16 protein-coding genes are annotated in these 22,889 nt (G+C 69.9%); 2 read left to right on the top strand and 14 right to left on the bottom strand.

What is annotated here, in order from left to right; translation table 11 throughout:
* Positions 1-52 precede the first annotated feature (52 nt).
* A complete protein-coding gene (locus tag CLM62_RS07915) occupies positions 53-688 on the top strand; it encodes a class I SAM-dependent methyltransferase (RefSeq protein WP_257003718.1) in 636 nt (211 codons plus the stop codon).
* A 248-nt stretch (positions 689-936) separates the two neighbouring features.
* On the opposite strand, the gene CLM62_RS07910 is transcribed toward CLM62_RS07915, so the two are convergent.
* From CLM62_RS07910 to CLM62_RS07860, 11 genes are all read right to left on the bottom strand, one after another.
* Positions 937-2,742, bottom strand: coding sequence for an RICIN domain-containing protein (locus tag CLM62_RS07910; RefSeq protein ID WP_095749136.1), 1,806 nt, complete (start codon positions 2,740-2,742; stop codon positions 937-939).
* 28 nt (positions 2,743-2,770) lie between these two features.
* Positions 2,771-4,945 (bottom strand): beta-galactosidase, encoded by a 2,175-nt coding sequence (locus CLM62_RS07905; protein ID WP_095749184.1) that lies wholly within the window; start codon positions 4,943-4,945, stop codon positions 2,771-2,773.
* A 44-nt stretch (positions 4,946-4,989) separates the two neighbouring features.
* Entirely contained in the window at positions 4,990-5,937 is a 948-nt protein-coding gene (locus CLM62_RS07900; protein ID WP_373559120.1) for a carbohydrate ABC transporter permease, read from the bottom strand.
* Positions 5,934-6,833: a carbohydrate ABC transporter permease gene (locus tag CLM62_RS07895; RefSeq protein ID WP_095749135.1), complete on the bottom strand. Its 900-nt coding sequence runs from the start codon at positions 6,831-6,833 to the stop codon at positions 5,934-5,936. The genes CLM62_RS07900 and CLM62_RS07895 overlap by 4 nt, the downstream gene beginning before the upstream one ends.
* Positions 6,830-8,221 (bottom strand): ABC transporter substrate-binding protein, encoded by a 1,392-nt coding sequence (locus CLM62_RS07890; RefSeq protein WP_095749134.1) that lies wholly within the window; start codon positions 8,219-8,221, stop codon positions 6,830-6,832. The genes CLM62_RS07895 and CLM62_RS07890 overlap by 4 nt, the downstream gene beginning before the upstream one ends.
* A gap of 499 nt (positions 8,222-8,720) precedes the next feature.
* Positions 8,721-9,803 carry a LacI family DNA-binding transcriptional regulator gene (locus CLM62_RS07885; protein ID WP_095749133.1) on the bottom strand — a complete coding sequence of 361 codons (1,083 nt, stop codon included), beginning with the start codon at positions 9,801-9,803 and terminating at the stop codon, positions 8,721-8,723.
* A gap of 240 nt (positions 9,804-10,043) precedes the next feature.
* On the bottom strand, positions 10,044-11,801 hold the full coding sequence (locus tag CLM62_RS07880; RefSeq protein WP_095749132.1) for an amylo-alpha-1,6-glucosidase: 1,758 nt from the start codon (positions 11,799-11,801) through the stop codon (positions 10,044-10,046).
* 55 nt (positions 11,802-11,856) lie between these two features.
* The gene (locus CLM62_RS07875; protein ID WP_179381997.1) at positions 11,857-12,687 is read right to left on the bottom strand and encodes a carbohydrate ABC transporter permease; all 831 of its coding nucleotides are present in this window, start codon (positions 12,685-12,687) and stop codon (positions 11,857-11,859) included.
* Between the two features lie 11 nt (positions 12,688-12,698).
* Positions 12,699-13,682, bottom strand: a complete 984-nt coding sequence (locus tag CLM62_RS07870) for a carbohydrate ABC transporter permease (RefSeq protein WP_095749181.1) — start codon at positions 13,680-13,682, stop codon at positions 12,699-12,701.
* 10 nt (positions 13,683-13,692) lie between these two features.
* Entirely contained in the window at positions 13,693-14,934 is a 1,242-nt protein-coding gene (locus CLM62_RS07865) for an extracellular solute-binding protein (protein ID WP_095749131.1), read from the bottom strand.
* Positions 14,935-15,054: 120 nt separating this feature from the next.
* On the bottom strand, positions 15,055-16,077 hold the full coding sequence (locus CLM62_RS07860; RefSeq protein WP_095749130.1) for a LacI family DNA-binding transcriptional regulator: 1,023 nt from the start codon (positions 16,075-16,077) through the stop codon (positions 15,055-15,057).
* A 314-nt stretch (positions 16,078-16,391) separates the two neighbouring features.
* Between CLM62_RS07860 and CLM62_RS07855 the strand changes: the two genes are divergently transcribed.
* Positions 16,392-18,911 (top strand): SpoIIE family protein phosphatase, encoded by a 2,520-nt coding sequence (locus CLM62_RS07855; protein WP_095749129.1) that lies wholly within the window; start codon positions 16,392-16,394, stop codon positions 18,909-18,911.
* 24 nt (positions 18,912-18,935) lie between these two features.
* On the opposite strand, the gene CLM62_RS07850 is transcribed toward CLM62_RS07855, so the two are convergent.
* The 3 genes from CLM62_RS07850 to CLM62_RS07840 all read right to left on the bottom strand — a co-directional run bounded on the left by CLM62_RS07850 (position 18,936) and on the right by CLM62_RS07840 (position 22,818).
* The gene (locus tag CLM62_RS07850) at positions 18,936-20,099 is read right to left on the bottom strand and encodes a substrate-binding domain-containing protein (RefSeq protein WP_257003717.1); all 1,164 of its coding nucleotides are present in this window, start codon (positions 20,097-20,099) and stop codon (positions 18,936-18,938) included.
* A 68-nt stretch (positions 20,100-20,167) separates the two neighbouring features.
* Positions 20,168-21,316, bottom strand: coding sequence for an ABC transporter permease (locus CLM62_RS07845; protein WP_095749127.1), 1,149 nt, complete (start codon positions 21,314-21,316; stop codon positions 20,168-20,170).
* Positions 21,313-22,818 (bottom strand): sugar ABC transporter ATP-binding protein, encoded by a 1,506-nt coding sequence (locus tag CLM62_RS07840; RefSeq protein ID WP_095749126.1) that lies wholly within the window; start codon positions 22,816-22,818, stop codon positions 21,313-21,315. The genes CLM62_RS07845 and CLM62_RS07840 overlap by 4 nt, the downstream gene beginning before the upstream one ends.
* Positions 22,819-22,889: the final 71 nt, after the last annotated feature.

Raw genomic sequence — 22,889 nt, 5'->3', positions numbered from 1 at the left:
GACGGCATCCAGGGGAGCTCGCCGGGGCGACCGGCGGGCTCCCCGCTCATTGGTGGCCAACAGCATCATGAACCGCGAACGGGTCCTGACAGGAGTCAACAGCTACAGTCGCGAACTCGGCTTCGACCCCGCCGAATTCTTGAACAGCCGCGGACCCGCTCCGTCTTGGCTGGACATGTGCAGCGGAGAGGCGCTCGCCCTGCGCGCAGCGGCGCAACTGCTCCCACACGCCGCGATCACCGGCGTGGACCTGGTCGGCCCGCTGTTGCCGACAGCGCTGCCCGACGGCCTCGAACTCATCACCGCGGACCTCGGCCTCTGGTCCCCAGGGCGCCGCTACGACCTGATCACCTGCGTCCACGGGTTGCACTGCATCAGTGACCGGCTCGCCCTGCTGGAGCGGGCCGCCTCCTGGCTCACCGGCACCGGCCTACTGGTCGCCCATCTCGACCCCTCGACGCTGCGGCGACCCGACGGCAGCGACGCCTCCCGCCCAGTCCTGGCAGCACTGCGCGCTGCCGGCTTCCACTACTCGGCCCGCGACCACCGCCTCAGCCTGCGGGGCGGGCGCCGCATCAGCCTGCCCTTCACCTACCTGGGCGCCGACCCGCACGCCGGCCCCAACCACACGGGCCAGCCAGCCGTCGCGTCCTACTACCGCCCCGCCCATCGGCCACCAGTCCATTGACCAGAACGTGGCGTCAGCAGCACAGAACGGCATCAACCAGGTCGCGGTCGTCCACCCCGACGGAACCACCGAGACCGGTCCTGACGCCTCGGACGGCTCGCCTCACCCACCTCCACCGCGGTACGCGGCAACCGACCGAGCAGCTGACCGGCCCGTCTGCCACGTCCCGCACATGAACGCGTTACGCCGCTGGGGAACTGAGCTTGTCGGGGGCCGGCTCGTCCCCCGACAAGCTCAGAGGCCGGGGCCTATTCGACGAGCTCCCAGTCCTGCGAGCCGTCCCCGACCGCGTTCTGCAAGGTGAGCGGCGCATCATCGGAGGCACCGGTCAGGTACAGGTTCGTGTTCTTGACCGACTGCAATCTGTAGAAGCCGTCCTCGGTCTTGATGAGGTTCCAGCTGCCCGTGGCGCTGTTGTCGACCCACTGGCCGATCCGCTGGCCGACCGTCGCGTTGCCGGTCCAGATGGCTGCCGCGCGGCCGCCCGACTTGTTCAGCAGAGTCTTGCCGCCGTTCGGCTCGGCCACCACGTGCCAGAACTGGGTGTCCGGGTTCGACGCCGAACCGGGGTCCTCCAGGACGACGTCGGGAACGTCTCCGTTTCCGAGGTTCGCGTCGTTGGTGTTGTTCCCGGTGCCGATCACCTGGTCGGTCTTGCGGTTGACCAGCTGGTAGTAGGCGCCGTCCGAGTGGCCGAGATCGACCTCGGCGTAGGCGAGCGTAGACGTGCCCTGGTTGTTGAGTATCGCGATGCGGCCGGTGCCCTCGACATACTGCAGGTTGCGGCTGTAGCCGGCCCGCGAGGTCGTCTGGTACTCCTTCCAGACGCCGTCGCTGCGTCCGCTCTCGTTGACCCAGACGCTGCCGCTGCCTGCGGCGTTGTAGACCAGGCGCCCTCCGGGAAGCCTGATGACGACCGGACTGCCGCCGCTCGTGAGAGGGCGGGAACCGGAGTCGACCGGCAAAGAAGCGATGTCCGTGCCTGTGCGGGACCCTCGGTAGAACTCCAACGGGCTGTCCGCGATCACGTACCTGGTGTTGGCCCCGCCGCCCCAGAACTCGAAGGGGAGCATCCATTTGCCGTCCGTCGTCCGGACGACATTCGTCATGCCGGGCCGCCCTCCGCCGATCTCCGTCTTGCCGCCGCCCATGTCCTGGGTCAGGCCGGCGACGTCGACGACGGGATTGCTCCAGTTCGCGCTGCGGCCGTCCCAGGTCTTGTGGACGAGGATCTGGCCATGGGAATCCGGGGCGGTGTCGTTCGCGGGGTCCAGCATGGGGACGCCGGTGGCCGGGTCGAAGCCGAGGTAGTCGTTCTCGTCCGAGTAGTAGCAGACCAGCTTGCCCTTGTGGACCATCAGGTACGGCTCCCAGAGGGGATCCACCTGCTTGTTCGTGTTCGCGCCCGCGATGTTCTGCCCGACCGCGCCCGCGCTGCCGCCCTGCCAGCCGCCGGTCGCGATGACGTTGACGACCTTCCACGTCGCACCTTCGTCGGTGCTGGAGTACAGGGCGATCGCCAGGTCCTTGCGGTCTCCGTCGTTGGACGGCGTCCAGTTCGGGGCGGCCGCCTTGTGCTCCTTGTAGTAGTAGTCGTCGCCCGACACGACACTCGCGAGGAGCAGCGTGCCCTGCTTCAGATTCCCGACGTCCTGCGGAAGCGTGTAGAGGTACGGGTTCGTCCAGTTGCTCGTGTACTTCGCGTACTTGGCGTCACTGGAGAGGTACGCCGGAGCCTTGACCTCCGACAGCGGCTGCCATGTCGTCCCGTGGTCGTCGCTCTTGTGGACCGGGAGCGTCTGCTTGTCGGCGCTGCCCGTCTCCGGCACGACCGTGGACTTCTCGAACGACGCGACCAGACGTCCGCTCGGCAGCTGCGCCGACTTCGGGTAGATCGCGCAGTTGCCCCGACCCTTGAGGCAAGGTTCGCTTCCGAGCTGGTAGAGGATTCCGCCCGTCGGGTTGTACGCCTGCGCACCGGACGCGGGTATGGCCAGCATCGCGGACGTCGCGACGAAGGTTCCCAGCGCCTTCCCCAGCTTTCTTCTCTGCATGGTTCCTCCTTTGATGAAGCTCGGATGCTCAGGTGTTCGACTGAACGAGCACGCGTACGTCCCAGGCGCCGAGGTCCAGCCCAGTGCCCGCGGGGACGGATGTGCCGTTGAGGGCGTCGGAGAGGTCCATCGGGGCGGGGACGCTCGCGGGCTCCCAGCTCCAGTTGTGGACGATGTGGACGCGGCGACCGTCGGGAGACGTGCCGGTCGTCGCGGTGACGGACGCCGGGAGGTCCCGCCACGACCTGCGGGGCTCCGGTGCCATCCAGGCGGCCAGCGACTGGGCGAGGTCGCGGCCGGGGACGGTGCCGACGCAGGTGACGCGGCCGGCGCCGTGGCGGCGGGTGGTGACCGCGGGCCAGCGGCCGAAGTGCGGGTGGTCGTACGTGACGAGCACCTCGGCGTCGGTGACCGTGAGGCCGTCGATCCAGCGGGTCGCGGTCGCGTTCGCCGGCAGCTGGAGCGGGCCGCCGGGTACGGCACGGAGCGGGACGTCGTGGAGGAGATTGCTGAACTCGTCGTAGTGGACGCCCGCGGCCTCGACCAGCCGTCCCGGTGCCGGCTCGTGGCGTGCCCGGGCCTCGTGGTCGGCGTACGCGGTGCGCGGACCGAGGACGAGGTGGCCGCCCGCTCGGGCGTAGGCCTCCAGCCAGTCGACCGTCGTGTCGTCGACGACGTACAGGGCGGGGGCGACGAGGACGGGGTGGCGTCGTACGGTCTCCTCGGGGGTCATGCCCTCCCTCCCCCAGCCTTCGGCCGGGGGGACCCCCATGCCACGCGGGTCGTGCAGCTGCCGGGCGTGGATGATCCGCACCTGGCGGCCGGCGTCGAAGGCACCGCGGTAGAAGGGGTCGAAGAACCGGTGGTAGGCGGCGGCGTCAGGGTCGCCGTCGGGGGTCGGGAGCGGGGGGTACTTCTGCATCAGCCACTTGCTCGGCATCGAGTAGACCATCGCGATGTCGGCGTCCGGTTCGAGGCCTGCGACGAGCGGTCCGGCGGCCTCGAACTCCTCACCCAGGCGGGCGATTTCGGCAAACGTACGGCCCGGCCGGCCGCTGTGCGGCAGGACCCCGCCCCAGTAGGTCTCCGCGCCGAACCGCAGCGTCTGCCACTGCCAGTACTCGATCATCCGCGCCCCGCGCGCGACATGCGCCCAGGCGGTCTGCCGCCACTGGCCGTCGTATCCGGGGCGGTTGTCCCACGGGAAACCGATGGAGTTCGCGTTGGTCTCGGTGACCAGGAACGGCTCCTGACGCGAGGAGAACATCCAGTCCGCGGTCTGGTACATCGCCCAGACGCCGGTGGTCTTCCAGATCTGCTCGTGGTCCTCGGGCGTCGGGTCGGGCAGCGCGAGGCCGTCCTGCATGTCGTAGTACGGGTTGCCCGAGGCGATGTCGAGGCGGTCGGTCATCTCGTCGTCCTCCACCCCGCGGCGGGTGTAGGAGATGCAGGTGGTGACGAAGTGCTCGGGCCGGGCGTACTCGCGGACGATGTCGGCCTGCCAGCCGATGAACTCCGTGACCTGCCGGGCCTGGAACTCCCGCCAGGCGACGTCGTACTGGGGCTGCTCGTTGCCGTCCGGCGTCCACAGGTCGGCCCAGGTGGAGAGGCGATGGGACCAATACACCAGGCCCCATTCGCGGTTGAGGGTCTCGACGTCGCCGTACTTCTCGCGCAGGTGGTCGACGAAGCGCTGGAAGACACCGTGGTTGTGGAAGAGGTGCAGGCCCGGCTCGTTGTCCACCTGCCATCCGATGACCGCCGGGTGGTCGGCGTACCGGGCGGCCATCTTGCGGATCACCCGCTCGGCGTGGAACCGGAACGCGGGGTGGGTGAAGTCGGCCTCCTGGCGGGCGCCCCAGCCGAGGCGCTGTCCGGTGGCGTGCTCTGCCGTGATCTCCGGGTACTGGCGGGCAAGCCACGGGGGTACGGCGTACGTGGGCGTGCCGAGGATGACGGAGATGCCGCGTTCGTGGGCGCCGTCGAGCACCGGCTGGAGCCAGTCGAGGTCGAACCGTCCGTTCTCGGGCTCCCAGGTCGACCAGACCGACTCGCCGACCCGGATCACGGTGAAGTTGGCCTGGGCCATCAGATCGAGGTCGGTCTTCAGCCGTTCGTCGGGCTCCGACTCGGGATCGTAGGCGGGCGTGTACTCGTGGTAGTACGCGGCGCCGAAGAGGACGCGGGCGGGCAGAACCGCCATGAAGGAACCTCCGGAGAAGAGCAAGAGGAGATCAAGTGGGGGTGTTACTGCTTGACGCCGCCGGTGGCCAGGCCGCTCTGCCAGTACCGCTGGAGCAGGAGGAAGGCGATGACGAGCGGGATGATCGAGAGCAGGGATCCGGTCACGACGAGCGCGAGCATGTCGCTGCTGGCGCTGGCTCCGCCGTTCTGGGCCTGGGCGGCCCAGGAGGAGAGCCCGACCGTGATGGGGTACAGGCTCGGGTCGTTGAGCATGATCAGCGGCAGGAAGTAGTTGTTCCAGGTCGCCACGAGGGTGAAGAGCACGACGGTGACCAGGCCCGGTGCCAGCAGCCGCAGCGCGATCCGGAAGAAGATCCGTGCCTCCCCCGCGCCGTCCATGCGGGCGGCCTCCAGCAGGCTGTCGGGGACGGCGTCCTGTGCGTAGACGCGCATGAGGTACAGGCCGAAGGGGCTGACGAGCGAGGGCAGGACGATGGCCCAGGGGGTGTTGACCAGCTCCACCTTCGCGAAGAGCAGATAGGTGGGGATGGCCAGGGCGGTGGTGGGGACCATGATGGCGCCGAGTACGAGGTTGAAGGCGGCGTTGTCGCCGCGGAACCGGAACCTAGCGAACCCGTACCCCGCCGCGGCCGCCAGCAGCGCGGCCCCGAGCGCGCTGCCGACCGAGTACAGGACGGTGTTGAGCAGCCAGTGCAGGAAGATTCCGTCGTCGTGGGTGAGGGTCTGGCGGATGTTCGTCAGTAGTTGCGGAGCGCGGGAGAACCACAGCCCGAACGTGTTGATCAGATCCTGGGTGCTCTTGGTGGTGGCGACGAGCAGCCACAGCAGCGGCAGGAGGAAGTAGGCCAGGACGGCCAGCATGACGATCGTCAGCGGGGTGCTGCGGCGACGCGACGACGACGGGCGGCGCCGGTTGTTGCGTGCCGTGCGTGGCCGTCCGGTCGTCGGGGCGCTCGGGGGCGTGGAGGTGGGAGCCACGGAGGTGGTCACGCGGTCCTCCTGCGGTTCGCGGTGAGCAGGACGGCGTAGGAGACGATCACGATGACCAGTCCCAGGAGGAAGGAGACCGCCGCCGCGTAATTGACCTGCTGGCCGGTGAAGGCGAGCGTGTAGGCGTAGAGGTTGGCGGTGTACGAACTGTCGATGACGTCCGGGGCGATGCTCTGCAGCAGTTTCGGCTCGTTGAACAGCTGGAAGCTGCCGATCACGGAGAACAGCAGCGTGAGCATCAGCGCCGGCCGCAGTGCGGGAATCTTGATCGACCAGGCGATCCGCCACGAACCCGCCCCGTCCAGCGCGGCCGCCTCGTACAGCTCGTCGGGGACGGTCCGCAGTGCGGCGTACAGGATGATCATGTTGTAGCCGACGAACTCCCAGGTCACGATGTTCGCCAGGCTGCCGAGCATCCAGCCGTCGCTGAGGAAGTGCGGAGCCGGCAGGTCCAGCTTCTCGCTCAGTTGGGCGAAGGGGCCGAAGTCCGGCCCGTAGAGGTAGCCCCACATGAGCGTGGCGACCACGCTCGGGACGGCGTACGGGACGAAGATGCCCAGCCGGATCACGCGCGCGAGGCGCAGCAGGCCGCTGTCGAGGGCGAGCGCGAAGAGCAGCGCCAGGACCAGCATCACAGGGACCTGGACCACGAAGAACATCGCGACCCGCAGCACGCCTTCCCGCAGCAGCGGGTCCTTGAGGGCCGTCACATAGTTGTCGAGGCCCACGAACGCCGTCCCGCCGATGAGCCTCTCCTGGAACAGGCTGATGTAGGCGGCATAGCCGAGCGGGGCGAGGAAGAGCAGGAGGAAGAGCACCATGAACGGTGCGACGAAGAGCGGTCCTGCCGCACCGCCCGGACGGCGGCGCCCGCCACGGAGCAGCTGATTCGTCATTGGGCACCCTTGACGGTGAAGCCCTGGCTCTTGGCGTATGTCGTGATCCGCTTCTGCCACTGGTCGAGCGCACCGACGGTGTCGGTCTTCTTGGCGAGGGACTTGCCGACGGTCTCGGTCCAGTCCGTCACCACCTGGTCGAGGAACGGCGGCCACTGGAAGTCGGGACTGACCGTCTCGCTGACGTCCGCGAACACCTGGTTGACCTTCTGACCGCCGTAGAAGGCGGGCGCGTCACCGACGAAGCCGGGGTCCGCGAGCAGCGACTTCGTCGCCGGGAAGAAGGACTGCTTGGTGGCGAACAGCTTCGCGCTGGCGGGGTCGCTGTTGAGGAACTGCGCGAACTGCGCCGCCGCGATCGGGTTCTCGGTCGCTTTGACGACCGCGCTCGTCGAACCGCCCCAGTTGCCCGAGCTCGGCTTGGCGGCGTCCCACTGCGGCAGCGGGGCCGCCCGCCACTTACCCGCGGTCGACTTGGCCGAACCGGAGAGGAAGACCGGCCCCCACGCCGCGGTGAGCCAGGTGGCGTACTTGCCCTGGTTGAGGCCGGCGTACCAGGCGTCGGTGAAGTCCGGGTCGGCGCTGATGACTCCGTCCTGTGCGAGCCCGCCCCAGTACGCCGCCAGCTTCCTGGACGTCTCGTCGTTGACGTTGACGGAGACGTTGCCCTTGCCGGAGGCCGCGTACGGCTCGGCACCCGCCTGCCACAGCAGGCCGTGCCAGGCGGCGGCCTCGTTCCCCGCGAGGTTGGTCAGGTAGATCCTCGGGTTGGCCTTGTGCAGCTTACGGGCCGCGGCGGCGAACTCGTCCCAGGTCTTCGGCGGTTCGATCCCGTACTCGTCGAAGATGTCCTGCCGGTACAGCATGCCCATCGGGCCGGTGTCCTGAGGGATCGCCCAGACCTCGCCGTTCGGGCCGCTGACCTGCCCCCACGTCCAGTCGACGAACGTGTCCTTCAACTCGGCGGCGCCGTACGGCCGCAGGTCCAGCAGGCTGTCCGTGATCGTGAACGTCGGGATGGCCTGGTACTCGATCTGCACCACGTCCGGCGCGCCCTTGCTGGCTTTCAGCGCCGTGCGCAGCTTGGTGTAGTGCGCGACGCCCTGGCCGGCGTTGACGACCTTGACCTTGATGGCCGGGTACTTCTTCTGGAAGAGCGCGACCTCCTGCTGGATGTCCGGGACCCACGTCCAGAACGTCAGCTCGGTCGGCGTCTTCATCGCCTTGTCGATGTCGGCCTGACTGACCGGCTTGGCGGAAGCGGACGAATCGCCGGTGCCGCCACTGCCGCCGCATGCGGACAGCGCGGTGCTCAGTGACACGGCTCCCGCGGTGGTGAGAAGGGTCCGACGGCCTATGTGGGCGTGGCTGGTGAAGGATCTGGGCATGGTGAGCTCCCGCCGATGGGCGAAGACGACGGCGCGCCTGGCGATGGCGCACCGGTCAGGGATGAGGAGAAGCCTTGCTGCGACTACTGAGGCAGTGGGGCTGAGGCACCTGGGGCATCGAGGTCGGCACGTTCGGGTGCACGTCCTCGCGGACTGCGACCGGCGCACGCCACACGAGCCGGCCCGATGCGGGGCGGCTGCCGTACGGGTGCGGGACGGAGCAGAGAGCGGTGCGGCAACCCCGGCTAAGGGGCCGCTGATAGAGCGCCACCAGCGTCCCGGGGGTCCCGGGGTCGTCCGGGGCGAACGGGGGGCCGGGGGCACGGTCGGTGGGAACAGAACGGAACGAACCGAGCAGTGGCTGGTGCGGCGATCTGCCCCGGGGTCACGGCCCGGCCACGAGCGGTGTGTCTCGGGCCGGTCTGCGCTGATCAGCGGCGGGTTGGTGGGCCAAGGTCTGAGTCAGGAGGTTCGTGTGGGCTGCCACAGGGGCGGGAGGTCACGCGTCGCCCACGTCCCGGGGTCGGCCGGGGCGGAGGGTCGGCGGGGGCGCGGTCGAGGTGCGGACGACGAGTTCGACCGGTGGGTCGCTCGCCAGTAAGGGTTCTGCCTGCGGGTTCTCGATGGCATGCACGAGGAGCTTGAGTCCCGTCTGCGCCACGGCGTCGAAGGGCTGACGCACCGTGGTCAAGGGAGGGTTGACGTAGGCGGCGACCGGGATGTCGTCGAAACCGACGACGCTCACGTCGTCCGGCACGCGCCGGCCGGCTTCGGTCAGCGCACGGACCAGACCGATGGCCATGTCGTCGTTCGCGGCGAACACCGCGGTCACGTCGCGGTCAGCAGCCAGTTCGCGGCCTGCCGCGTACCCCGACGAGGCCGACCAGTCGCCCTCGACGACAGGCGGTTCGGTTCTGCCGTGTGCCGCCAGCGCCGCTCGCCATCCTTCCAGCCGATCCCTGGCGGCGAACCACCGCCGCGGACCGGCCAGATGATGAACCGTCACGTGTCCCAGCTCGAGCAGATGCTCGGTGGCGGCCCGTGCGAGCAGGTCGGCGCCGACGCCTGCGGTCACCACCCGGGGCCCGGCGAAGGCCGGTGGCGCACCGAGGACGAGGACCGGTACGTCGACATGGATGGAGACCTCTGGCTCGTCGATGCCCTCGTCGATCGGCTCGGAGATGACGATGCCGTCCACGCCCTGTTCGAGCAGTGACTCCACGGCACCGGCTATACCGCCCGGGTCGCCTTCCAGCGTGTTGACGACACGGAGCGCGTATCCCGTGTCCCGGGCGGCCCGTTCGATGCCCATGAGCAGCGAGGCGGGCCCGTACAAGGCCGTCCCCAGTGTCACCACGCCGATGGAACGCGTCCGTCCGGAGGCCAGCGCCCGGGCTGCGTTGTTCAGCCGGTAGCCCAGCTCTTCAGCGGCTTCGAGCACGCGTCGGCGCACTTCGGCGGAGACGTACTGCTCGTCGTTGAAGACCCGCGACACCGTCTTCTGCGACACCCCCGCCAGCCGGGCCACATCCACACTGCGCGGCGCGGCGGAACTCCCGCCCCGTCCTACCGGTCGCGTCATGGCATCTCCTGCTGGCCGCTTGCTGGATCTCCGATGATCTCAGCCTTATGACTGCGCTGTCATGTCTACGCAGTCAGACGCTGCGCGTCAAGAGTTTGGAACGCATCCGTAACAGCTCCTGTGGGTTGGGCACCCGGCCCGCCACGACGTGCAGGGGCCACGGCGTCCAGCGGCTCCGGCACCCGATTGGTGGGCAGACTCACGACTGAGTGGGCGAGGCCACCGCGTCCACGTCGTCTCTCATTGTCCGGTCCGTACGGCAGGTGCTGCGTGCCGGAGTTCGTACGCCTCGGCGAGGAGAAGGTACCCGCTGGCGGTCCAGGTGTAGGCGCGGTCGCGCAGGCCGGTGCCGGTGAGAGCGTCGAAGTTCTCGGCGAAGCCGTGGGTTTCGCACAGGGCCAGGAAGCGGGTGCTGATCTCGTCGGCGAGGCGGTGGTGGCCGGCGCGGCGCAGGCCGTCCTCGACGAGGACGGTGGCGGGCGCCCAGATCGGGCCGCGCCAGTAGCCGTCGGGGCGGTAGTGCGGTGAGGTGGGCAGTTCGGTGGCCAGTCCGTACGGGGTCAGGTGGGCCTCGATCCGGGCGGCCAGGGTCTTTGCGATGTTCTCGGGCAGGTGCTCGCCCAACGCGATGGGCATCAGGTCGAGCAGGCTGGAGCTGCCCCATGTCTCCCCGCTGTCGGCGCCTCGGGCGACGAACCGCTCCCCCGTCCACAGCTCGTCGAGCATGGCCGCCTGGGTCGCCTCCGCGGTGCGCGTCCAGCCCCGGGCGTCGTCGGTGCGACCGAGTTGCGTTGCCAGGGCGGCGAGTTCGCGCAGTTGGAGGACGAGGAACGCGGCCAGGTCGGCGGTGACGACGGCGCGTTCGGGGTCGAAGCTCGTGGCGTTGTCCCAGCCGCTGTCGTTGCCGTGCTGGTAGTGGGGCAGGGCGGCGTCCGGTGCGCGGCGCACGGTGAGCCAGAAGTCCGTCCAGCGTCTCAACCGGTCGTAGGTGTCGGCGAGTTCGGTGCGGTCGAGGGGTTCGGGCAGGCGGCTGCGCAGGTGGGAGAGGGTCCAGCCGTGGATGGGGGGTTTGACGAAGTTGTGCAGGACCTCCGAGTGGGTCACCGAGTCGGGCAGGGCCCCGCTCTCGTCCTGGTGGTCGAACGGCAGCGAGAACTGGTCCCAGGCCAGCGCGGGCGCTCCCGGCGCCAGGGCGAGGGCGTTGAAGCAGTGGTCCCAGCTCCATACCTTGTCCATCCAGTGCTTGGACATCAGCACCGCCGGCCGGGTGACGAGACCTGCCGGGTCGACCGTCGCCGACCACAGGACATACGCGGCGAGTTCGGCGGCCGGTGTACGGGAGGACCGCCAGGGGGCCACCGCGTCGGCGAAGCCGGCGAAGGCCCGCTCCGCCGCGGCCACGACCTCGCCGAACGTCGTCCCGGCGATGTAGGGGCGGCGTCCGCTGTGGAACTCCTCGATGGCGGCCTCCCAGGTTCCGTCGGCGTCCGCGGTGATCGTCAGGCCGCGGTCGGCACTGCCCAGGGCCTGGCTGCCGGCGGTGTCGCGCACGACGCCCGACAGGGCGGTGACCCGGTAGCGGCGCCCGGTCTCGTACGAGGTGAACACATACCCTCCGTCCGCCGGGTCACGGAAGAAGTACGTGCCCGTGAACGGCGTCAGGGTCCGTGCCGCCGCGCCGATGCGCAGGCCCGGCCCTGCCCCGCGCAGGCGTACGGTGTCCGGCGCCTCGTAGGCGAGGTCGATGCGCCCGCTCTCGTGGTTCCAGGTGAGCAGACTCGGTGTCGCCGAGACTCGGGTCTCGGCACGGACGCCCGTCGTGGCGTCGAGCGGTACGAAGCGCAGGACGGCGTGCATGCCGTTCTGGTGGGAGACCAGGTGGAGGTCTTCGGCGTACGTCTTCTCCGCCAGGACCGGGGAGATGTCGAACCAGGAACCGTGCGTGCTGAACGGGATGTCGTGGAGGGAGAAGGCCGGGCCGGGTCGGGCGGCGGTCATGGAAGGGCTACTCGTTTCTTCGGCAGGGGATGTGACACAGGCTCTCAGGGGTCCGTCAGTCCTTCACAGCCCCGGCGGTCACGCCGGCGGCCACGTAGCGCTGGGCGAGGACGAGGATCACCGCGGCGGGCAGCGAGGCCACGACGGCGGTGGCCATGATGGCGTTCCACTCCTGGTTGTTGTTGCCGATGTACTGGTAGATGCCGAGGGTGATCGGCTCGTGTGCGCCGCCGCCCGCGAGAGTGCTGGCGAAGACGAAGTCGGACCAGGACCACAGGAACGCGAACAGTGACACGGTGACGACGGCGTTGCGGCTCATGGGCAGCACGATCGAGGTGAACGTGCGCAGGGGCCCGGCTCCGTCCGTCTTCGCTGCCTGCAGCAGTTCGTCGGGGATGCCGGACATGAACGCGGTGAAGATCAATACCGCGAAGGGGACGGCCAGTGTGGAGTCGGCGACGATCAGGCCGGGCACCGACTGGAGCAGTCCGAGGCTGAGGTAGATGGCGTAGAAGCCCATCGCCATGATGATGCCGGGGATCATCTGGGCGACCAGGAAGAGGAAGCTGAGCGCACCGCCGCCGCGCGGGCGCAGTTTGGCCAGCGCGTAGCCGGCGGGTGCGGACAGTGCCACGGTGAGGACGACGGTGCCCAGGCCGATGACGAGGCTGGTACCGAGGTAGGGCAACTGCTGGTCCAGCACTGCCCGGTAGCCCTCCAGCGTGCCGTGCGCGGGGAACAGGTCCGGCGGGCTCTTGCGCATGTCCTGGTCGCGGGTGAAGGACACGTTGAGCATCCAGTAGACCGGGAAGAGCATGGCCGCGGTGAGCAGGAGGCCCGTGGCCGTCTTCCACCACGTACGGTTGCGTCGGTTCAAGGCGTTCATGGCGGTCCCGGTCACGACAGTGCCTGCTTTCGCTGGACCCTCAGATACACCAGCCCGAAGACGACAGCGGCGACGACGAGCAGGTTCCCGACGGCCGCGCCGGGGCCGAAGGCGGGCAGCAGGTTGCCGAAGCCGAGCCGGTAGGACCAGGTGGCGAAGGTGGTGGACGAGTCGGCCGGGCCGCCCTTGGTCATGATCCAGATGATGTCGAAGACCTTGAGCGTGTAGACCAGGCCCAGCAGCAGGGTGATGGCGGAGACCGGTCGCAGCAGCGGGAAGGTGATGTGCCAGAAGCGTCGCCAGGCGTTCGCACCGTCGAGTGCGGCCGCTTCGTAGAGGCTGCTGGGGATCGACTGGAGGCCGCTGTGGAGCACGACCAGGTTGAACGGGACGCCGATCCAGATGTTGGCGATGATCACCGAGGTGAGTGACCACGACGGTGAGGTGAGCCACTCCACCGAGTCGATGCCGATGGCACCCAACAAGGCGTTGACGACGCCCGATTCGCTGTTGAGCATCCACGACCAGGTGGAGGCCGACACGATCAGCGGCAGCAGCCACGGTACGAGGAACAGGGCGCGCAGGGTCGCGGAGAGCCGGAAGTGCTGGTTGAAGAAGACCGCCAGGGCCAGGCCGATGGCGTACTGGAAGAACAGGCAGACGGCGGTGAACACCACGGTGTGCACCAGCGCCGGGCCGAAGGTCGGGTCGTCGAAGACGGTCCGGTAGTTGGCGAGGCCGGTGAAGGGCGCGTCGCCCTGGACGAAGGAACGGACGGTGTAATTGCGCAGGCTCAGGTCGAGGTTGCGGTACAGCGGATAGGCGTAGAAGAGGATGAGGTAAAGGGTGACCGGGGTGAGGAAGGCCCAGGCCGCCCACTGCTGGGAGGTGGGGCGGCGCCTCGGCTCGGGGCGGGCCGGGAGCGGGGCGGTGGCGGCCGCCCCCTTCCGGTCGAGCGCGGGCCGGCGTTCGGGCGGGTGTGTCGTCTGCTTCATCGGACCCACGTCACTTGACCGCGCTCTGCGCCGAAGCGAGCGCGTCCTTCGGTGACTTGGCCCCGCTGAGAGCGGACTGGACCGCCTTCCACATCTGCTCGGAGATCTTGGGGTACTTGGTGCCGAGGTCGTCGCTGGTGCGTCCCTTGGCCGCCTTGACCGCCGCGACCCAGGGCTTCAACTCGGCGTTGGACGCTGTCTGCTTGTCCTGGACCTCGGCGGTGGGGGCCACGTAGGACAGGGTGGTGTCGGTGGCGTAGAGGTTCTCGGTGCTGGTCAGGCAGGTCACCAGCTTCTGTGCGGTGGTGTAGCGGCCGGTGTCGCCCTGGACGGGGACGGTGACGAACTCGCCGCCGGTCGGGGCCGCCGCGTTGCCCCCGCCGGAGGCCGGTATGGGCAGGACGCCGTAGTCGAAGCCGGCCTTCTCGGCGTTCGCGAGCTGCCAGGTGCCGTTCTCGGCGAAGGCGTAGTCGCCGCTGGCGAACTCCTGCCAGCTGGTGGTCTGGGTGTTGTTGATGACCGAGTTGGGGGCGTAGCCCTTCCCCAGCCAGTCGGTCCACAGCGACAGCGCCGAGGCGCCTTGGGCGGAGTCGAGTTCGGTGAGCTTCGCGCCGGAGCCCCAGAACCACGGCAGGAACTGGAAGCTGCCCTCCTCGGTGCCGATTGCGGAGAAGGTGATGCCCTTCTTACCGGCCTTCTTCACCTTCTCCAGCGCCGCCGTCAGCGACTTCCAGTCCTTGATCGAGGCGACGTCGACGCCCGCGGCCTTGAGGACGTCCTTGTTGTAGTAGAGCGCGAGGGTGTTGGCGCCGATCGGGGTGCCGTACGTCTTCCCGCCCGACTGGCCGGCCGCGAGCAGGTTGGGGTCGGCCTTGGAGGTGTCCAGCTCGGTGTCGTCCGTGGTGGTGAGGACTCCGGCCTCCGCCAGGGTCGACACCACGGGGTTGTCGACGATGAGCACGTCCGGCGAGTTGTCCTGCTGTGCCGCGAGGAGTGCCTTGTTGGTCAGGTCGCTGGTGTCGAAGGCGGTCCGCTCGATCTTCACGCCGGCCTCGCTGCCGCAGCCGTCCAGCAGCTTGGCCCACGCCGAGTCCTTGGCGAACTGCGGGTAGGGGTCCCAGATGGTGTAGGTGCCGCTGTCCTCGCCCTTCGCCGACGAGCTGCCGTCGGACGAGCATGCGGTGGTGCCGGTGGCGAGGGCGACGACGGTCAGCGTCGCGGCGGTGAGCCGCCGTCCGGTGGATCTGTTCATGGTGCGGTCCTTTTTGATCTCGGCAAGGCATGCCGAAGAAGGGCATGCCGCAGTAGCGGGCGGGAGGTGGCCGGCCGAGCGGGCCGGTGAAGGAGAAGCGGCTGCTGGTGTGCGAGGGGATCAAGCGGCGGGGCCGGGGTGCGCGGGCCCGGTGCTGGCACGGAGGGAGATGGGCGGTGCGAGGAGGTGGTGACGGGGGGCCGCGTCGGGGTGGTCGAGCCGCTCGACGAGCAGTTCGACGGCGAGGCGCCCCATCTGCTCCGCCGGTACGTCCGCCGCGGTGAGCTGCGGGGTCACCGTCTCCGCCCACCGGCCGGCCACGACCCCCGTGATGGAGAAATCGCGCGGTACATGGCGGCCCGCCACAGCCAGACCCCGGTACAGACCGCCGAGCGCGGCCTCGTTCAGGGTGACCAGCGCCGTGGTGGCCGGGTCGTCGTGCAGGATCCGTTCGAGGCACGCCTGCCCCGAGGGAGCGTCGTCGCCGCAGCAGTACGTGCGTACGGCGAGCCCGCGCTCGGCCGCGGCCTTGGTGAAGCCGTCGAGGCCGCGGTGCGCCGACTCGTAGCCGGCCCGCAGCAGGTGCTCGGGCCGGTTCACGAAGGCGATCCTGCGATGCCCCAGGTCCGCGAGGTGGTGGACGCAACGCTCCACCAGCGCGGTGTGATCCAGCCCGACCCACCAGTCACCGTCCGGGTGCGCGGTGCGGCCGATGCAGACGGCGGGGAACTTCTCGGCGACGAGGTGGTCGACCCGGTCGTCCTGGAGCCTGATCTCCATCAGGATCGCGCCGTCGACCCGCCGTTCGCCCAGCAGCCGCTGGAACGAGCGGTCGCTGTCCATGCCGCTCGGCGAGAGCAGGACGTCGTAGTCGTAGGCGGCCGCGGCCTCCACCACGCTGCCGATGAAGTCCAGCTGCATTCCGGTGTAGTGGTTGCCGGCCGGCGGGAAGACCAGACCAAGGGTGCTGGTCCGGCCGTTGGCCAGGGCACGGGCGCTCGCGTTGGGCCGGTAGCCCAGTTCGTCGATGACCTGTTGGATCTTGCGACGGGTCTCCTCCGAGACCGAGCGCTTGCCGCTGAGGGCGTAGGACACGGTGCTCCGCGAGACACCGGCCCGCTTGGCGATCTCACCGATGTTCACGGCACTCCTTCGTCGAACCGGTTCGAGAGCGAGCCGACTGTCGAACCGGTTCGCCTGGAGGGAAGTTAGGAGTGGCCGGGGTGGCTGTCAACACCTTGCGCACACTTCCGGGAAACCGCCGTTGAATCCGTGTCGGAGGCATTGCCGGCCCTTTTCCGGCGGTGCTAGGTTCCGGCGAACCGGTTCGACAGCACAAGCCCCCGCCCGCCCCCGGACCGGGCTGCGGCAGAGAAGTAGCCCGGCGGACGGCCCGCCATCGGCGGGCCGGTCTCCCCTGCCGCAAGACACCCTAAAATGGAACAAATCCTCCATGGATGATCGAGGGCAGCGTGTCGGCCAACGGTGTGGCATCGAGCTCGTACCCGTTCGGCGCCGTGAGTGTCGGCGAAACGCCCGAGCGTGACGACGCGCTGGTCAGCGCCGTGGTCAGTGCGGTGGAGGTGACCGGATCGCATGCCGGAAGTGTGTTCCTGCTCTCCCGCGACCGTCAGTCGCTCGTGCTGGCCGCCGCGTGCGGGACACCGCCCTCCCTGTTGGGCGGGTGGCGTCGGATCCCGGTGCACAGCCGTATCCCGGTCGCGGAGGCGTACCGCTCAGGGCGCATGGTCCATCTGGCCGACGCGGAGGAGACGATGCGGCGCTTCCCCCAGCTCTCGGTCGCCGTGCCCTACCCGTTCGGTTCTGCCTCGGTGCCCGTCAGAGCGGGCGGGCGGACCTTCGGAACGATCGCGGTGCTGTGGACGCCCGGGCCCGACCGGACGGGGCTGTCGAGGGCGCAGCGCCGGCAGCTGCGCTCCGCGGCCGACCGTCTGGGCACCGCCCTCGCCGGGCTGAGCGCCCGTCGGCTGCTCACCGAGTGGGACGAGCGGACGGCTCCAGTGGTGGTCCCGGTGCCGTCCGCTCCGGTGATACGGGTGGGCCTGTTCGACTGGGTCCTCGACACCGGAGCCCTCACGGCCGACGACGAGCTCTGCGCGATCTTCGACATCCCGCCCAGTGAGTTCGACGGGCGGGCGGCCACCCTGACGGCCAGGATCGAGCCCGCGGATCTGCCAGCTTTCCGGTCCGCCGCCCGCGCCGCGGTCGAAGAGGGGCACGTGCTCGCGCACTGCGTGCGCATCCGGGACGGCGGTGGCGGGCTCCGCACCGTCGAGCTGTGGGGCCGGGTGCCCGAGCACCCGCACGACCCGCGGGCGCCGTCCCATCTGGTCGGCGCCGTGCTCGACTCCGGAGGCGGCATGGCTGCCGTGGCGGCGCTCGAACGGCTCGCGGACGGCTTCTTCGCGCTGTCCCTGGACGGACGTGTCACCTACGCCAACCACAGTCTGGAGAGTCTGCTCCGGGTCCGCCAGGACGAACTGCTCGGCAGGCGCCCCTGGGACGTGCTGCCCTGGCTGGCCGATCCCGTGTACGAGGACCGCTACCGGGCCGCCGTGGTCTCCCAGCAGCCGGTCTCCTTCCTGGTCCGCCGCCCGCCCGACGAGTGGCTCGTCTTCTCCCTGCATCCGGGTGGGCAGGGCATGACGGGCTGGGCGGCGCCCGTCAGGCAGCCGGTGCCTGCCGGGACCGGGCCCGGGGAGCCCGTCCCGCAGGAAGGTCCGCCCGTTTCCTTGTCGCCTCCGCCCGCGGCCCCGCGCCTGGGTTCCCTGTACCGGGTGCTTCAGTTGGGCAGCGCTCTCACCGAGGCGGTCACCGCGCAGGAGGTGTTCGACGCCGTCGCCGAGCAGTTGCTGCCCGCTTTCGGCGGCCAGAAGCTGGCGATCGCCGTCGTGGAGGAGCGGCGCCTGCGCCTGCTCGCGCAGCGCGGCTACTCGAAGCGCTTTCTCGCCCGGTTCGAAGGCACCCCGCTGTATGCCCGGCTGCCCGTGACGGATGCGCTGGCCTCCGGTGCACCCCTGTTCGTCGAGTCCCGGGAGGAGCTCCTCAAGACGTACCCCGGAACCCTGGTCGGACATTCCAAGTCCTGGGCGTTCCTGCCGCTGATCGCCTCCAACCGCCCGGTCGGCGCCTGCATGCTCGGCTTCGACGACGTCCACAGGTTCCCCGACGAGGAGCGCGGCGTCCTCACCGCGCTGGGCGGCCTGATCGCCCAGGCCCTGGAACGCGCCAGGCTCTACGACGCCGAATTCGCCCTCGCCCGCGGCCTGCAGAACGCACTGCTGCCGCACCGGCTGCCCACGCTGCCGGGTCTTGGGGTCACGGGACGCTATCTTCCGGGCACCAGGGGGATGGACATCGGCGGCGACTGGTACGACGTCATCCCCGTCGGCGAAGAGGTCGCGCTGATCGTCGGGGACGTAGAGGGACACAACGTCGCCGCCGCGGCCGCCATGGGCCAGCTGCGCAGCGCGATGCGGGCCTTCGTCACCGCCGGCCACCGGCCGGCCGACGTCGTCGCCGACACCAACCGGCTCCATCTCGACCTCGACCCCACGCTGCTCGCCAGCTGCTGCTACGCCCGCCTCCATCCCCGCTCGGGGGTCGTGCGCCTCGTCCGCGCGGGCCACTGCCCGCCCCTGCTGCGCCTGCCCGACGGACACGCCGAGATCCTGGATGTGCCGGGTGGTCCTCCGCTCGGCGTCGAGGCAAGGCCCGACTATCCGGAGTCGGAGCTGCGCCTCGCGCCCGGATCGGTCCTCGCCCTGTACACGGACGGGCTGGTCGAGAGGCGCGACTCGGACATCGGTTCCGGCATCGACCGGCTACGGGCCTCACTGTCCCGCATGGGCAGCGGCCGCCTGGAGGATCTGGCCGACGGGCTGCTGCGGGATGCCTGCCGGTCCCCCGACAGGGCGGACGACATCGCGCTCCTGCTCACCGAGTACGCCGGGTGAGTCAAGCTGATCCCGACGCCGCTGTCAGGTGCCCCAGATCTTCCGGTACGCCTCCCGGTAGCCCGCCGGGTCCCAGGACGTCGCACCCTCGCTGTTGTCGGCCGTACTGATGTGGACGGGGGCCACATATCCACTGGCGGGGCGGCCGGAGAAGGCGCGGTTGAACTCGTCGACGATCTGCCAGCCCTGCAGGGAGAGCGGTTCGGGCACGGTGGCCGCCTGGTACTGCTTGCTGTTGATGCGCTGGAAGGCAGAGGGGTCGCCGTCTCCCGCGCCGATGTTGAAGGGCGGGCCGGAACCTTCCTTGCGCGCCGCGCGGAGGGCCGGGGCGGCATCGGCGAAGTACAGGTCGTTGATGGCGACGGAGTGGGTCCACCGGTCCTGGAAGCGGGACAGGAGCGAGGAGACCTCCCGGGGCGTACGGCTGCTCGCGTCCGGGACCGGGATGTTCACGTACGCCAGCAGCTGCACGCCCGAGCAGGTGGCGAGTTCCTTCCTGATCATTTCGGACTTGTTCTTGGCGAAGGGGATCGAGGCATCGGTGAAGACCACGGCCCCGGCATTGCCGTTGGAGCTGGAGATCACCCACTGTGCGCTGACCGCGGCCACGTCCTCGACCTTGGTGGTGATGTTGGTGAAGAGCTGGGGCTGCCGACTGGGGCCGGGGGACGCGATCGCATGCCAGCCGATGAGCGGGATGCGTGCCGCGTTGGCCCGCGCGACCTGCCGCGAGGTCGAGTGGGGGTCGAATCCGCCGATGACGATGCCCGAGGGCCTGAGGGCCACGGCCTCGCTCATTGCCGCCTGGATTCCGGCGGGGGTACCGCCACCGTCGATCACCCGGACGTCCCAGCCGATGACCCGCGCGGCTTCCCTCACGCCTTTCGCGGCGCCCGCCACTCCGGGATTGGTCATGGTCTGGGCGACGTAGACGATGGTCTTGCCGGACGCCGCCCGCGGGCCGCTGGTCGGTCCGTTCCAGGGGGCGTCCGTCTTCTCCGCCTGTCTGACGGCGGCGTGGGCCCTGGCGGTGACCGAGGGGCAGCCGCTCGGGCCCGTGGTGGAGCCCTCCGGGCCGGTCGACGTGCCGCGTTCGCAGCCGGCGAGGACGGTTGCCGCAACCAGCAGGGCGGTGGCGGCGGACCGAGCCTTGCCGACGCCGGGGGCGGCTTTGCGGTTGCAGTGCACGAGGGCTCCTCGCGGAGATGAGCGGGAGGATGCGGCTGGGGGCACTGAGGTGGTGCTCGTGGCGTGGATCATGGAGGAGTGCCCGCTGCGCCACCGTCCTGCGTCGGCGAGGACGGCGGCGGTGCGGCAGGCGCATCGCGGGCCGCGACGACGCCGGTGCGCAGACGGCGCGCGGAGTAGCCGGCCAGGCCGACGGCGAGGAGCAGGGTGCCGCCGTGGAACAACGGGACCGTCCAGAAATCAGCGCCCATCTGGCCGATGCCGGTGAGACCGACGGCGAGGACGGCTACGGCGACGAGAGTGCCCATCGCGTTGGGGCGGCCAGGTTTGATCGCGGTGGATCCGAGGAGGGCGCCGACGAACGCGGGCAGCAGATAGTCGAGGCCGACACTCGGGTTGCCGATCTGCTGCTGGGCCGCGAGCAGCACTCCGGCGAAGCCGACGATCAGACCCGATGCGGCGAAGGCGTAGACCGTGTACCTGCGGATCGGGATGCCGACGAGGTCGGCGGCGCGCGGGTTCGACCCGAGGACGTACAGGTACCGGCCGAGCGGCAGCCGCTCCAGCACCAGCCAGAGGGCGACCGCGAGCACGAGCACGTAGAAGGCTGGGACGGGGAGGCCGAGGAACGTGGAGTCGTAGATCTCGGTGAAGGCGGCCGGGAGTCCTTGCGGGCCGGGGACGATCCGGCCGCCGTCGGTGACCCAGCCGGTCACGGCGTTCAGCATGCTGCCGGTCCCGAGAGTGGCGATGAAGGAGTCGATCCGGCCGAACGCGACGATGACACCGTTGAGGACGCCCACGACAACCCCTCCCACGATCACCGCGAGGCAGGCGAGCGGCCAGGGCCACCCCTCGTTGACGACGAGCTGCACCACCATGACGTGCGCCAGGCCGAGGCCGTAGCCGATGGAGAGGTCGAACGCTCCGGTCACGATGGGGACCATGGCGGCGAGCGCGAGGACGGCCGGGATCGACTGGTTGAACAGGATCGAGTCGACGGTGTCCAGGGTGGGAAAGGTGCGCGGCAGGGTGAGGGAGAAGATCAGGAAGAGCAGGGCGGTGAGGGCCAGAAGGCCGTAAGCGCCGATGAGGTGCCCGCCCGGGCCGCGCAGTCGGGCCGGGAACCTCGGCCCGCCCCGTCGGCCGAGTCGGCTCAGCCGGCCCGGCCGATGTGGTCGCGGCCGGGGCGAGGAGGGCGGGGGCGAGGCGGTCACGTGTCCGTTGTGGTTTCGGAGCGGGGCATGGCCGATGCCGCCCGGGTGAGCCCGGCGACGGTGAGGGCCGGACCGCTCAGCTCGGCCGTCACGGACCCGCGGACGAAGACCAGGGCACGTCGGCACACGTCCACGACCTCTTCGAAGTCGGTGGAGATGAGCAGGACCGCGAGTCCCGCGGCCAATGCCTCGTCGAGCAGTCGGTAGACGGCGGTCTTGCCGCCGACGTCCACACTCGCGGTCGGCTCCTCGAGGATCAGCAGGCGCAGGCCCGCCCGGAGCCATCGACCGATCATGACCTTCTGCTGGTTTCCGCCGGACAGGGCGGCGATGGGGGCCTCGCTGTCGCGGGGGCGCACCGAGAACCGTTCCATCAGGGTGGCGGCCTCGGCGCGTTCGCGGCGGGGGCTGATCCAGCGCGGTGCCGGCATGCCTCCCGCGCGGGGGTTGGCCAGAAGGTTCTCCCGCACGGTCAGCTCGGCGAGGCAGCCCTCCTGCACTCTGTCGCCGGGCACGAACGCGACACCGAGTCCGACGGCGTCGGCGACCGTACGGGGCCTGTACGGGCGGCCGCCGAGAAGGGTCCGTCCGCCGAGGAAGGGCCGGGCACCCGCGAGGGCTCGGCCCAGGTCCCTGTGTCCGGCGCCCGAGAGACCGACCAGGCCCACGGCTTCCCCGGCTCTGAGCTCCAGGCTGACCGGTCCGACGCCGGCGGTCCGTACGCCGTCCAGGGTGAGGACGGCAGGTCCGCCGACCGGGGCCGTGGCGGGGCGGTGGTCGGTCATTTCCTCGCCGATGATGTCGCGCACCAAGCGGGCAGGGCTGTAGCCCGCCAGCGCGCCTTGGCTGACGAGGTGGCCGTCGCGCAGGACGGCGAAGGAGTCGGCGACCTCGTAGACCTCGTCCAGACGGTGGCTGACGTAGAGGATGCTGTGCCCCCGGTCGCGCAGGTCGTGCAGGACGCGGAACAGCCGGGCGCAGTCCGCGGCGGGGAGGCGGGCGGTCGGCTCGTCGAGGACGATCAGCTTCGCCCGTGCCGCCAGGGCTCGGGCGATGGCGACCAAGGAACGCTCGGCCGGGGCGAGTCGGGCTACGGTCGCGTCGGGATCCAGATGTCCGGCCACGATCCGCAGGGCCTCCGTGCAGCGCTCTCGGGCCCGCCGCCAGGAGATCAGTCCGGCGCGTCGCGGATACCCGGCGCTCAGGGCGATGTTCTCGGCGACCGTCATCCACTCCACCAGACCGAGATCCTGGTGGATGAAGGACATACTGCGGGAAGCGGCATGACTCCCGAGCGGGTGCCCGTCCACCGTGATCTGTCCTGCGTCGGCGTGGTGGACGCCGGCGAGCACCTTGATGAGCGTGGACTTTCCGGCACCGTTGGGACCGAGGAGGGCGAGAACGCTGCCGGTGTGGACGTCCAGGTCGACCCCGGCCAGCGCGAGGGTCCCGCCGAACCGCTTGGTGAGCCCGCGGACGCGGACAAGAGGTTCCACGGACATCTCCGGTGATCGGCCTGGCGCGTGCTTCCCGACTGTCATGAGCGATACTAGCCGGGCATATAGCCATATCT

This window comes from Streptomyces sp. SA15 (genome assembly GCF_002291145.1).
Classification (GTDB): domain Bacteria; phylum Actinomycetota; class Actinomycetes; order Streptomycetales; family Streptomycetaceae; genus Streptomyces.
Note: the sequence above shows the minus strand (reverse complement) of the source record. Positions and strands in the feature narration are given on the sequence as shown.